This window comes from Pseudomonas sp. AM8 (assembly GCF_036346475.1).
GTDB lineage: Bacteria > Pseudomonadota > Gammaproteobacteria > Pseudomonadales > Pseudomonadaceae > Aquipseudomonas > Aquipseudomonas marginalis.
Map to the genome: position 1 here is coordinate 284,780 of NZ_JAOTNX010000010.1, position 12,733 is coordinate 297,512.

Genomic DNA, 12,733 nt, shown 5'->3' on the forward strand with positions numbered 1-12,733 from the left:
CGGGAGCAAGCCCCCTCCCACATTAGACCTCGGTAGATTGGAGATCAGGCGTCGTCGCCCTCATCGTCATCAGCACCATCGACCTTCATGCCCAGCTCCTTGATCTTGCGCGTCAGGGTATTGCGACCCCAACCCAGCAACACAGCGGCATCGCGACGGCGGCCGGCGGTGTGCTTGAGGGCGGTTTCGATCATGATCCGCTCGAAGGCCGGTACGGCGCTGTCCAGCAGGTTCGACTGGCCGCGTGCCAGGGCCTGGTCGGCCCATTGGCGCAGCGCCTGTTCCCAGTTGGTCACCGGTGCCGAATCCTGCGGCAGGCTCAACAGCTCCGGCGGCAGGTCGCCGATATGCACTTCGCGGCCGGACGCCATCACGGTGATCCAGCGGCAGGTGTTCTCCAGCTGGCGCACGTTGCCGGGCCATGGCAGGTTCTTCAGGTATTCCTCGGTCTCGCTTTTCAGCAGCTTCGGCTCGACGGCCAGCTCCTGGGCGGCGCGGCTGAGGAAGTGGCGGGCGAGGGTCGGGATATCTTCGCGGCGGTCCGACATCCGTGGGATGTGGATGCGGATCACGTTGAGACGGTGGAACAAGTCTTCACGGAACTTGCCGGCGTGCACCAGGGTTTCCAGGTTCTGGTGAGTCGCGGCGATGATGCGCACATCGACCTTGACCGGTGTGTGCCCGCCCACGCGGTAGAACTCGCCGTCCGCCAGTACGCGCAGCAGGCGGGTCTGGGTGTCGGCCGGCATGTCGCCGATTTCATCGAGGAACAGCGTGCCGCCGTCCGCCTGTTCGAAGCGGCCGCGACGCAGGTTGGCTGCGCCGGTGAACGCGCCTTTCTCATGGCCGAACAGCTCGGACTCCATCAGATCCTTGGGGATCGCCGCCATGTTCAGCGCGATAAACGGCGAGGCCGCCCGCGGGCTGTGGCGGTGCAGGGCGTGGGCCACCAACTCTTTACCGGTACCCGACTCGCCGTTGATCAGCACGGTGATGTTGGAATGGCTCAAGCGCCCGATGGCGCGAAACACTTCCTGCATCGCCGGCGCTTCACCGATGATTTCCGGGGTGCGGGTCAGGGTCGGCGGGGCTTCCTGGTTCTGCTGTTCCTGGGCGTGCTGGTTGGCGCGCTTGACCAGCGCCACGGCCTCGTCCACATCAAATGGCTTGGGCAGGTACTCGAAGGCGCCGCCCTGATAGGACGCGACAGCGCTGTCCAGGTCGGAGTGCGCAGTCATGATGATCACCGGCAGGCGCGGGTGCTGCTCGCGAATCCGCGCCAGCAGGTCCAGGCCACTGGCGCCGGGCATGCGGATGTCGGAGATGATCACGTCGGGCTGCTGGCGCGCCAGGCGGCTCATCACCCCGTCGGCGCTGTCGAAGCTCTGGGTGGTCATGCCTTCCTGTTGCAAGGCTTTCTCGAGGACCCAGCGGATAGAACGGTCGTCATCGACGATCCACACAGTTTCACTACGGCTCATGTCGATGGGGCTCCTTGTTCCAGAGGCAGAAAGATCGAGAACGTGGTGTGGCCGGGATGGCTTTCACATTCGATCAGACCCTGGTGCTGGCTGATGATGTTCTGGGTAATGGCCAGGCCCAGCCCGGTACCGTCCGGGCGGCCGCTGACCATGGGAAAGAAGATGGTTTCCTGAAGTTCCGCAGGAATGCCTGGGCCGTTGTCGATGATCTCGACCTTGGTCACCAGGCGATGGCGCACGTGGCCGATGGTGAACTGGCGCAGGGCACGGGTGCGCAGGCTGATGCGGCCAAGGCGCAGCTCGTTCTGGCTGCTGATGGCCTGCATGGCGTTGCGCACGATGTTGAGCACCGCCTGGATCATCTGCTCGCGGTCGATCAACACGTCGGGAATGCTCGGGTCGTAGTCGCGCACCAAGGTGATGCAGCCCTGGCTTTCGGCTTCTACCAACTGACAGACGCGCTCAAGTACTTCGTGCACGTTGGTCATCGCCAGCGACGGCAGCTTGTTGGAGCCGAGCATGCGGTCCACCAGGTTACGCAGGCGGTCAGCCTCTTCGATGATGACGTTGGTGTAGTCCTTGAGGTGCTCGTCCGGCAGCTCGCGGGCCAGCAACTGCGCCGCGCCGCGAATGCCGCCCAGCGGGTTCTTGATCTCATGGGCCAGGCCGCGCACCAGCATCTTGCTGGTCTCCTGCTTGGACAGCTGGGCTTCTTCCTTGGTGATGCGCAACAGGCGGTCGCGGGGGTGCACTTCGAGCAGCAGCAGGGTCGCGCCGTTGCTCAAGATCGGGGTGACGGCGTAGTCGACGGTCAGCGTCTGGCCGGTCAGTGCCGTGAGCATCGCTTCACGCTTGGTGAACGGATGTGCCTGCTCCACCGCCTGGCGCAATGAACTCAAGGCTTCGGCCGACTCGGTGAACAATTCGCTGATGAACTGCCCATGGCTGCGCTGGCCGCTGATGGCCAGGAGCATCTCCGCCGCCGGGTTCATGTACTCAAGGCGCAGGTCGTCATTGAGCAGGATGGTCGCGGTAGTCAGATTGTCGAGTAACAAACGGTGCAGTGCATCGCTGATGGTCATCGGGACCTCTTTTGGAGCAAGGCGCGGGCTTGAGGCACGCGCTGATACAAGGAAAATGCAAAAACCAAACCAAGGCTCCGAAAAGAAGCGTTAATCCCCTGAAATAGGGGTTTAAGGCGCGAAACTGTGGCGTTCTGCCAGCTTGGCCGGGAAGTTTCGAACCAAAATGGGGTGAGTCAGTGGGAAGGGTGCAGGTCGTCGCACCAATATAGTGCGGTTTTGTGAGGTTTGTTCAGGAAGTGATGAGAGAGTGCTCTCGGCGGCTGTGCGAGAGCGATCTCAGTGGTGGGGCTTTATCAGTGTGGCTGGGAGAGTGGCATGCCCGCGCTGCCGGCGTAAAAGACCAGCAGTTCCACCGGTGTGCTCCCGGTTCTGCCGCGATGGACTGTGCCTACCATCTCGGCCAGGGTTTGCCCTTGTGTCAGGGTGAGGGCTTGCCCACCTTTACGGGCTTCAACGATCAGCTCGCCCGAGAGGATATACGCTGCATTCGGCATGGGGTGGCTGTGCCAGGGTAACTGCGTATTCGCGGGGATCTTGAGCCGCAACAGCGTGAGTTCCGGCGGGCCGGAGGGATAAGCCTTGTAAGGTGTTCCGTCCCATGAAGCGCTGCTCTGCAGCAGGATTTCCTTTTCGATTTGCACGACGACTTTCGGCTGGCTGCTGCAGCCTAGGGCAGACAAGCAGGCCGCTGTTGCGATCAAGCATTTGAGGGCTTCCATGGTTGGTTTCATCCCGTTCGCTGAGTGGCCGGTCAGGCTACGATCGCTGTTCGGGGAGGGATGCCGGAAGGTGCCTAAAATAATGTGGGTGTCATCCGTTATTGGCCTGTGCGAATACACAGCTCGGCCGTGGCGCGGATCATCGCCAGTTGCCGCAGCGGGTCGTTCAGCGGCTCATGCACCGCTTCGGCCAGCCAGTGAGGGCACTGCGGGTCGGTACGTTGGGGGGTGAAGTCCGCCAGTTGTTGCAGCAGGCGTGTTTGCAATTGATCCAGCTGCGGGCGAATCTGCTTCACCAGGTCCGGGCGCGGATCGTCGGGTGCCTTGCCCTGGAACTGCCAATCGGACAGGTGGGTGTACTGCACCAGCTTGTTTGCCTCGATCTGGGCCGAGAAGAATTGCTCGGCGGCGGCGGGTGCCAGTTTGTAGCTCGGCGCCTGGGCGACAACGCTGGCGATCACTTCTTGTTCGCGCTTCTTATCTTCCACCGGTTTTTTGCTGTCCCATTTGCTCAGCGCCACCTGGTCGGCGATTTCCAGGCGTTCGGCGATGCTGTTGAGTAAAGGCTCAAGCGTAGGTGGCGCAGCCAATGCACTGGCGCTGATAAAGAACAAAGTGAACGCAAGTCGATGTTTCAAAGGAAATCCCCCTGTAGGAGCGAGCTTGCTCGCGAAGGTCGTTAACGATAACGCGTAAATGTTGAAGAAATGCGGTGCCCTGGCGTTTTTCGCGAGCAAGCTCGCTCCTACAGTGGTCGCGTAGGGCTCAAGCCAACCCCAAATCCACCGCCCTCCGTCTTCGATGGTCAGCCATATGCTCGACCGCCGAGCAGCCACCTGACAATCCCCAGGCAAAAAAAGACCTCCCGAAGGAGGTCTTTTCGCATCACGCCACCTTAAGCAGCGCTACCGGATCAGCAGCTGTAGTACAGCTCGTATTCCAGTGGGTGTACGAAGGTGCGTACTTTGATTTCTTCTTCGCTTTTCAGCTCGATGTAGGCATCGATGAAGTCGTCGCTGAATACGCCGCCTTTGGTCAGGAACGCACGGCCCTTGTCCAGCTCTTCCAGGGCTTCTTTCAGGCTGCCGCACACTTGTGGGATCTCTTTGGCCTCTTCAGGCGGCAGGTCGTACAAGTTTTTGTCGGCGGCGTCGCCAGGGTGGATCTTGTTCTGGATACCGTCCAGGCCGGCCATGACCAGGGCAGCGAAGGCCAGGTATGGGTTGGCTGCTGGGTCCGGGAAGCGAGCTTCGATACGGCGAGCGCGCGGGCTGGATACGTAAGGAATACGGATCGAGGCGGAACGGTTGCGAGCCGAGTAGGCCAGCATGACCGGTGCTTCGAAACCTGGGACCAGACGCTTGTAGGAGTTGGTCGACGGGTTGGTGAAGCCGTTCAGGGCCTTACCGTGCTTGATGATGCCGCCGATGAAGTACAGGGCGGTGTCGGACAGGCCGGCATAACCTTCGCCAGCGAAGGTGTTCTTGCCTTCTTTGGCGATGGACAGGTGAACGTGCATACCCGAACCGTTATCGCCGTACAGCGGCTTAGGCATGAAGGTAGCGGTACGGCCGTAGGCATCAGCCACGTTGTGTACGCAGTACTTCAGGGTCTGGACTTCGTCAGCCTTGGCGACCAGGGTGTTGAATTTCACACCGATTTCGTTCTGGCCGGCAGTCGCCACTTCGTGGTGGTGAACTTCGATGACCAGGCCCATTTCTTCCATGGCGTTGCACATGGAGGTACGGATTTCGTGGTCGTGGTCGAACGGCGGAACCGGGAAGTAGCCACCTTTGATGCCTGGACGGTGGCCTTTGTTGCCGCCTTCCACGTCCTGGTCGGACATCCACGAACCTTGTTCGGAGAAGATCTTGAACATCGAACCGGAGATGTCGGACTTGAACTTGACCGAATCAAAGATGAAGAATTCCGGCTCCGGGCCTACGAATACGGTGTCGCCGATACCGGTGGACTTCAGGTATTCCTCGGCACGCTTGGCGATCGCACGTGGGTCGCGGTCGTAGCCTTGCATGGTCGAAGGCTCGATCACGTCGCAGACGATGATCAGGGTTGGGTCTTCGGTGAACGGGTCGAGGACGGCAGTGCTGTCGTCCGGCATCAGGATCATGTCGGAGGCTTCGATGCCTTTCCAGCCAGCGATGGAGGAGCCGTCGAACATTTTGCCTTCTTCGAAGAAAGCATCATCCAGCGCGTCGCGAGCCGGCATGGTCACGTGGTGCTGAGTGCCTTTGGTGTCCGTGAAGCGCAGATCAATCCATTTAACGTCATGATCTTTGATGAGTTGAACCGACTTCGACATAGTGTCCTCCGGGTGGCTTCGGGCTGGGGTAGTGGAGTTAGCCCTTAGAATGTGGGTGATGCCGGCGCGGATAGTCCGCCATGGCAACCTGCCTCACAAGAGAGCAAATTGCATGCCAGTGCGCCAACATGGGTTTTTTGCTCCAAAAACGCCCTATAAAGGGTACATAGCGACAAAAGCCTGAAATACGAGCACCGAAATGTGGCGCAAGGCGATGCAAATGCACCTCTTTAGTGCGAGTTGAGTGTTGTGCATATTAACTGGTTAAACCTTGAGCGATTTCCGCTATAATCCGCGCCCCCCTTTTTCGGCAGGCCCTGCGCGCGCTGTTTCCATGAAATTAATCGTTAAAGTCTTCCCCGAGATCACCATCAAGAGCCGACCGGTACGGATGCGTTTCATCCGTCAGTTGGCCAAGAACATCCGTGCCGTGCTCCGCGATCTGGACCCGGCTGTGGTGGTGAACGGTGTGTGGGACAACCTCGAGCTGGAAACCCGCCTGACCGACGTCAAAGCCTTGAAGGACATGACCGAGCGCCTGAGCTGCATGCCGGGTATCGCGCATTTCCTGCAGGTGGATGAGTACCCGCTGGGGGACTTCGACGACATCACCGAAAAATGCAAACGGCACTTCGGCGACAGCCTTGAAGGCAAGATTTTTTCGGTGCGGTGCAAGCGTGCCGGCAAGCACCCGTTCAGCTCCATGGACGTCGAGAAATACGTCGGCAGCAAGCTGCGTCGCGAGTGCGGCGCCGCCGGAATTTCCCTCAAGGCGCCGCAAATTGAAGTGCGCATGGAAATTCGCGACCAACGGTTGTTTGTGATTCACAGCCAGCACGACAGCATCGGCGGCTACCCGCTGGGCGCCCTGGAACAGACCCTGGTCCTCATGTCCGGCGGTTTCGATTCCACGGTGGCGGCCTACCAGATCATGCGCCGCGGCCTGATGAGCCACTTCTGCTTCTTTAACCTGGGCGGGCGTGCACACGAATTGGGCGTGATGGAGGTTGCGCACTTTATCTGGAAGAAGTACGGCAGCTCCCAGCGCGTGCTATTTGTGAGCGTACCGTTCGAGGAAGTGCTGGGCGAAATTCTCGGTAAAGTCGATAACAGTCATATGGGCGTAGTTTTGAAGCGTATGATGTTGCGCGCTGCGTCCCGAATCGCCGATCAGTTGCAGATCGACGCGCTGGTGACCGGTGAAGCGATTTCCCAGGTTTCCAGCCAGACGCTGCCGAACCTGTCACTGATCGACTGCGTGACTGAAAAGCTGGTACTGCGTCCGCTGATCGCCAGCCACAAGCAGGACATCATCGACTTGGCAGAAGAAATCGGCACCGCCGACTTTGCCAAGCACATGCCTGAATATTGCGGGGTCATTTCGGTGAACCCCAAGACCCACGCCAAGCGCAACCGCGTGGAGTACGAAGAACAACAGTTTGATATGGCGGTTCTGGAGCGTGCGCTCGAGAACGCCAAGCTGGTCCCGATCGATCGTGTGATCGACGAACTGGGCCAGGATGTGCAGATCGAAGAAGTCAGCGAAGCCCTGGCCGGACAAATCGTCATCGACATCCGTCACCCGGATGCCGCTGAAGATGAGCCGCTGGAAGTCGCCGGCATCGACGTACAAACGCTGCCGTTCTATGCATTGAACGCGCGTTTCAAGGAACTGGATAACAGCCGTCAGTACCTGTTGTATTGCGACAAAGGCGTGATGAGTCGCCTGCATGCCCACCATTTGCTCAGTGAGGGGTATGCCAATGTGCGCGTTTATCGACCGAGCTAAGAGCCCGGGGCTGTTTGCCTGTGGCCTGCGTCACCGGCCCCCCGACTCTGCCGTCAAGCTGTAACGGCAAGGCCTGACTCTACTGTTAATCGCTGCCACGACCTGTCAGCACACCGAATCCTCTGATCGAGATACACAAGTGATCGAAAATCTACGTAACATCGCCATCATTGCTCACGTTGACCATGGTAAAACCACCCTGGTAGACAAACTCCTGCGTCAATCCGGCACCCTGGAGCGCAACGAGCTCAACGACGAGCGCGTGATGGACTCCAACGACCAGGAAAAAGAGCGCGGTATTACCATCCTGGCTAAAAACACCGCTATCAACTGGAACGGCTACCACATCAACATCGTGGACACCCCGGGCCACGCCGACTTCGGCGGCGAAGTAGAACGCGTAATGTCGATGGTTGACTCCGTTCTGCTGCTGGTTGACGCTCAAGACGGCCCTATGCCGCAAACCCGTTTCGTGACCAAGAAGGCTTTCGAAGCCGGCCTGCGTCCGATCGTGTGCATCAACAAGGTTGACCGTCCAGGCGCGCGTCCGGACTGGGTTCTGGACCAGATCTTCGACCTGTTCGACAACCTGGGTGCCACCGAAGAGCAACTTGATTTCCAAGTGATCTACGCCTCGGCCCTGAACGGTATTGCCGGTCTGGAACACACCGCCATGGCGGAAGACATGACCCCGCTGTACCAGGCGATCGTTGACCACGTTCCGCCACCGAAGGTTGACCGTGAAGGCCCGTTCCAGATGCAAATCTCGGCACTGGACTACAACAGCTTCCTGGGTGTTATCGGCGTTGGCCGTATCGCCCGTGGCAGCGTCAAGCCGAACACCCCGGTTGTCGCTATCGGCGCCGACGGCAAGAAGCGTAACGGTCGTATCCTGAAGCTGATGGGTCACCACGGCCTGCACCGCATCGACGTTGAAGAAGCCTTCGCCGGCGACATCGTCTGCGTGAGCGGTATGGACTCGCTGTTCATCTCCGACACCCTGTGCCAGCCGGACACTGTCGAGGCGATGAAGCCTCTGACCGTCGACGAGCCAACCGTTTCCATGACCTTCCAGGTAAACGACTCGCCTTTCTGCGGTAAAGAAGGCAAGTTCGTGACTTCCCGTAACATCAAGGAACGTCTGGACAAAGAGCTGCTGTACAACGTTGCACTGCGCGTTGAAGAAGGCGACTCGGCTGACAAGTTCAAGGTTTCCGGCCGTGGTGAGCTGCACCTCTCGGTACTGATCGAAACCATGCGTCGCGAAGGCTTCGAAATGGGCGTTGGTCGTCCGGAAGTGATCATCCGTACCGTTGACGGCGTGAAGCAGGAACCGTTCGAAAACGTCACCATCGACACCCCGGAAGAATCCCAGGGCAAGGTCATGGAAGAGATGGGCCTGCGTAAGGGCGACCTGACCAACATGGTGCCGGATGGCAAAGGCCGTGTGCGTCTGGAATACAACATCCCTGCTCGTGGTCTGATTGGTTTCCGTAACCAGTTCCTGACCCTGACCAACGGCGCTGGCATCCTGACCTCGATCTTCGATCGCTACGACACCATGAAGTCCGGCGACATGTCCGGCCGTCAGAACGGTGTCCTGGTATCGGTAGAAACCGGCAAGGCACTGACCTACTCCCTGGAAACCCTCCAGGCGCGTGGCAAGCTGTTCGTTGAACACGGCCAAGAGATCTACAACGGTCAGATCGTTGGTCTGAACAGCCGTGACAACGACATGGGCGTCAACCCAACCAAAGGCAAGAAGCTCGACAACATGCGTGCTTCGGGTAAAGACGAAACCATCGCCCTGGTTCCACCTGTTCGCTTCACCCTGGAACAGGCCCTGGAATTCATCCAGGACGACGAACTGTGCGAAGTGACGCCGAAGTCGATCCGCCTGCGTAAGAAGATCCTGGACGAAGGCGAGCGTACCCGCGCTGCCAAGAAAGCCAAGAACTGAGTTAACTCAGGCTGAATGAAAAACGCCCCCGGTCGAAAGGCCGGGGGCGTTTTTTTTTGCCTGCAATTTGTGTTGTGCGGGCTCTTGTAGTGAGCGGGCTTGCCCCGCGCTGGGTGGCGAAGCCACCCCAAATCCTGGCACCTGAGTTTTATCTGGAAAAATGCAGACACCGGGTTAGGGCCGCTTCGCAGCCCAGCGCGGGGCAAGCCCGCTCACCACAACAAGCCCGCTCACTACAAGGTTGTGATCAGAACTTGTCGAGGGTCTTGAACTTGGTCTCGCGCACCACTTCCTTCGGCTTGTACGCGCAATACCCCGGGCGCGGCCCGATCTTTGGGTGGTTGCGGCAAGTATCCGGGCGCTTGTCATAAATAGTGCAGAAGCGCGTCTTACGATCCAGGTACAGGCAGTCGTTGTTGCTCATGCGCTGCAGGGTAAAAATCTCGGATTTGTTGTTGTAGCGCTCGACGATGCCTTCCTTCTGCAACCGCTTGGCGATGTTCTTCGGCGGGTCGCCGCGCTCGAATTCATCGACGATGCCAATGCGGATCAGGTCCTTGATCTTCACCTCAACCGGCAGCGTGCAGCAGCTGGACACGCAGCCGCCGCACATATGGGCGGAATATTTCTGCCAAGTCTCGAGACGGTCGAGTTCCGCGGCGGCGATCAGTTGAGGCTTCATCGGGGTTCCAAAAGGTGGGGCTGTATCCGGGCGCGCGATCATACCGGGATTGGTGGTTTTTTGAACAATATTTTGCGTATTTCAGCTCAAAGGCTGGACATGGGCCGATCGGGCACGACCCCTGCATCAAATGCCTGTAAAGGTGAATGAGTTAAAAAACTGCCGAACCAGAGCGTCTACCGTCTGTCAGACCGACTAGGCTCTAGCAACTCTTTCAATCTCGCCCGAGGTCACACCGATGTCTCAGGAACCGCTTGCACGAGAAGCAGAGGTAGCCGCATTCCGCGATGCTGTCTTGACCAAACTCACCTACGCGGTGGGCAAAGACCCGGACCATGCCTTCGACCATGACTGGTTCGAAGCCATTGCCCTGGCCGCCCGCGACCAGATGGTCGACCACTGGATGGATCACACGCGGCGTATCTACCGCAAAGGCCAGAAGCGGGTTTATTACCTCTCCCTGGAATTCCTTATCGGCCGCCTGCTCTACGACAGCCTGAGCAACCTCGGCGTGCTGGAGATCGCTCGCGAAGCCTTGTCCGAGCTGGGTGTGGACCTCGAACGCATTCGCCTGCTGGAGCCCGACGCGGCGCTTGGCAACGGCGGCCTCGGCCGTCTGGCCGCGTGCTTTATGGAAAGCATGTCGACCTTGGGCATCGCCGGCCATGGTTATGGCATTCGTTATGAGCACGGCTTGTTCCGCCAGGCGATTGTCGATGGCTGGCAGCAGGAACAGACCGAACGCTGGCTGGATTTCGGCAACCCGTGGGAATTCGAGCGGGCCGAGGTGATTTACCCGATTGGCTTTGGCGGCAGCGTCGAGACCCTGCCGGATGCCTCCGGCAAGCTGATCCAGGTGTGGACGCCCAACGAAACCGTGCGTGCCGTTGCCTACGACACCCCGGTGGTCGGCTGGCGCGGCGCCAGCGTGAATACCTTGCGCCTGTGGCGTGCCCGTGCGGTGGAAGACCTGCACCTGGAGCGCTTCAACGCCGGTGACCACCTGGGCGCCGTCGCCGAAGTGGCCCGCGCCGAGAGCATCTCCCGAGTGCTTTACCCGGCGGACAGCACCGAAGCGGGGCAGGAACTGCGCCTGCGCCAGGAATACTTCTTCGTCGCCGCCTCCTTGCAAGACCTGTTGCGCCGCCACAAAAACATGCACGGCTCGGTCCTGAGCCTGGGCGAACACGCGGCGATCCAACTCAACGACACCCACCCCTCGATCGCCGTGGCTGAGTTGATGCGCCAGTTGGTCGACCTGCACGACATTCCGTGGGAAGCCGCGTGGGATGTGACCGTCGAAACCCTGTCCTACACCAACCACACCCTGTTGCCCGAAGCCCTGGAAACCTGGCCGGTCGGCCTGATGGAACGCATGCTGCCCCGGCACATGCAGATCATCTACCTGATCAACGCCCAGCACATCGATGCGCTGCGCGCCAAGGGCATCCATGACTTCGACGTGCTGCGCGCTGTGTCCCTGATCGAAGAAGACAACGGCCGCCGTGTGCGCATGGGCAATCTGGCGTTCCTCGGCTCCCACAGCGTCAACGGCGTGTCCGGCCTGCACACCCAACTGATGCGCAGCACGGTGTTCTCCGAACTGCACAAGCTCTACCCGGAGCGCATCAACAACAAGACCAACGGCATTACCTTCCGCCGCTGGCTGTACCAGGCCAACCCCAAGCTCACCGATATGCTGGTGGAAGCCTTGGGCCCGGACATTCTCGACAACATCGAAACCCGCCTGGGCGAGCTGGAAACCTTCGCCGAGAAACAGACCTTCCGCAAAGCCTTTGCCGACCAGCGCCTGCACAGCAAGCGTGCGCTGGCCGAGATCATCCATGAGCGCCTGGGCATTTCGGTGAACCCGGCGGCGATGTTCGACGTGCAGGTCAAGCGTATCCACGAATACAAGCGCCAGTTGCTCAACCTGCTGCACACCGTGGCGCTGTACCAGGCGATCCGTGCCGAGCCGGGCACCGACTGGGTGCCACGGGTGAAGATCTTCGCGGGCAAGGCGGCGGCCAGCTATCACCAGGCCAAGTTGATCATCAAGCTGACCAACGACATCGCGCGCACCGTCAACAACGACCCGACCGTACGTGGGCTGCTCAAGGTGGTGTTCCTGCCCAACTACAACGTCAGCCTGGCGGAAAGCATCATCCCGGCGGCGGACTTGTCGGAGCAGATCTCCACCGCCGGCTTTGAAGCCTCGGGCACCAGCAACATGAAGTTCGGCCTCAACGGCGCGCTGACCATCGGCACCATGGACGGCGCCAACGTGGAGATGCACGAGCGCGTGGGCGCCGATCACATGTTTATCTTCGGTCTCAGCGCACAGCAGGTCGAGGCACGTAAACACGCCGGGGAATTCAACGCCGGGCCCGATATTGCGGCGTCCCATCGTCTGAACGATGTGCTGCAAGCGATTCGGGGCGGGGTGTTCTCGCCGGACGATCCGGGCCGCTATGTGGGCTTGATCGACGGGTTGATCGACTACGACCGCTTCCTGGTCTGCGCCGACTTCGATTCCTACTGGGACGCCCAGGCGCGGGTCGAAGCGCATTGGCATGATTCCAAGGCGTGGTGGCGTTCGGCGGTGCTCAATACCGCACGGATGGGCTGGTTCTCGTCGGACCGGACGATCCGCGAGTACGCTACGGAAATCTGGAAAGCCCTCGACTAGATCTACTG

General features: G+C 59.9%; 9 protein-coding genes. 3 read left to right on the top strand and 6 right to left on the bottom strand.

The window, feature by feature from the left end; all coding sequences use genetic code 11:
• Positions 1-44: 44 nt before the first annotated feature.
• From ntrC to glnA, 5 genes are all read right to left on the bottom strand, one after another.
• Positions 45-1,481 carry a nitrogen regulation protein NR(I) gene (gene ntrC, locus V3W40_RS23615; protein WP_323145910.1) on the bottom strand — a complete coding sequence of 479 codons (1,437 nt, stop codon included), beginning with the start codon at positions 1,479-1,481 and terminating at the stop codon, positions 45-47.
• A complete protein-coding gene (gene glnL / locus V3W40_RS23620) occupies positions 1,478-2,563 on the bottom strand; it encodes a nitrogen regulation protein NR(II) (RefSeq protein WP_024072896.1) in 1,086 nt (361 codons plus the stop codon). Before glnL ends, ntrC begins: the two co-directional genes overlap by 4 nt.
• Positions 2,564-2,859: 296 nt before the next feature.
• On the bottom strand, positions 2,860-3,285 hold the full coding sequence (locus V3W40_RS23625) for a cupin domain-containing protein (protein ID WP_065925749.1): 426 nt from the start codon (positions 3,283-3,285) through the stop codon (positions 2,860-2,862).
• 98 nt (positions 3,286-3,383) lie between these two features.
• Positions 3,384-3,923 (bottom strand): chorismate mutase, encoded by a 540-nt coding sequence (locus V3W40_RS23630; protein WP_065925748.1) that lies wholly within the window; start codon positions 3,921-3,923, stop codon positions 3,384-3,386.
• Between the two features lie 275 nt (positions 3,924-4,198).
• Positions 4,199-5,605: a glutamate--ammonia ligase gene (glnA, locus tag V3W40_RS23635; RefSeq protein WP_024072899.1), complete on the bottom strand. Its 1,407-nt coding sequence runs from the start codon at positions 5,603-5,605 to the stop codon at positions 4,199-4,201.
• A 334-nt stretch (positions 5,606-5,939) separates the two neighbouring features.
• On the opposite strand from glnA, the gene thiI reads away from it, so the two are divergent.
• Positions 5,940-7,394 (top strand): tRNA uracil 4-sulfurtransferase ThiI, encoded by a 1,455-nt coding sequence (thiI, locus tag V3W40_RS23640; RefSeq protein WP_330215732.1) that lies wholly within the window; start codon positions 5,940-5,942, stop codon positions 7,392-7,394.
• 139 nt (positions 7,395-7,533) lie between these two features.
• Complete coding sequence (gene typA / locus V3W40_RS23645) at positions 7,534-9,354, top strand: translational GTPase TypA (RefSeq protein WP_053140412.1); 1,821 nt, start codon at positions 7,534-7,536, stop codon at positions 9,352-9,354.
• Positions 9,355-9,601: 247 nt separating this feature from the next.
• Here typA and V3W40_RS23650 read toward each other — a convergent pair whose 3' ends face one another.
• Positions 9,602-10,036, bottom strand: coding sequence for a YkgJ family cysteine cluster protein (locus tag V3W40_RS23650; RefSeq protein WP_024072902.1), 435 nt, complete (start codon positions 10,034-10,036; stop codon positions 9,602-9,604).
• Between the two features lie 238 nt (positions 10,037-10,274).
• On the opposite strand from V3W40_RS23650, the gene V3W40_RS23655 reads away from it, so the two are divergent.
• Entirely contained in the window at positions 10,275-12,725 is a 2,451-nt protein-coding gene (locus V3W40_RS23655) for a glycogen/starch/alpha-glucan phosphorylase (protein WP_065925746.1), read from the top strand.
• The last annotated feature ends 8 nt before the right edge of the window (positions 12,726-12,733 follow it).

Excerpts from the sequence above, each read along its gene's own strand:
- ntrC (WP_323145910.1), bottom strand. The coding sequence starts at position 1,481 with ATGAGCCGTAGTGAAACTGTGTGGATCGTCGATGACGACCGTTCTATC.
- glnL (WP_024072896.1), bottom strand. The coding sequence starts at position 2,563 with ATGACCATCAGCGATGCACTGCACCGTTTGTTACTCGACAATCTGACT.
- V3W40_RS23625 (WP_065925749.1), bottom strand. The coding sequence starts at position 3,285 with ATGGAAGCCCTCAAATGCTTGATCGCAACAGCGGCCTGCTTGTCTGCC.
- glnA (WP_024072899.1), bottom strand. The coding sequence starts at position 5,605 with ATGTCGAAGTCGGTTCAACTCATCAAAGATCATGACGTTAAATGGATT.
- thiI (WP_330215732.1), top strand. The coding sequence starts at position 5,940 with ATGAAATTAATCGTTAAAGTCTTCCCCGAGATCACCATCAAGAGCCGA.
- V3W40_RS23650 (WP_024072902.1), bottom strand. The coding sequence starts at position 10,036 with ATGAAGCCTCAACTGATCGCCGCCGCGGAACTCGACCGTCTCGAGACT.
- V3W40_RS23655 (WP_065925746.1), top strand. The coding sequence starts at position 10,275 with ATGTCTCAGGAACCGCTTGCACGAGAAGCAGAGGTAGCCGCATTCCGC.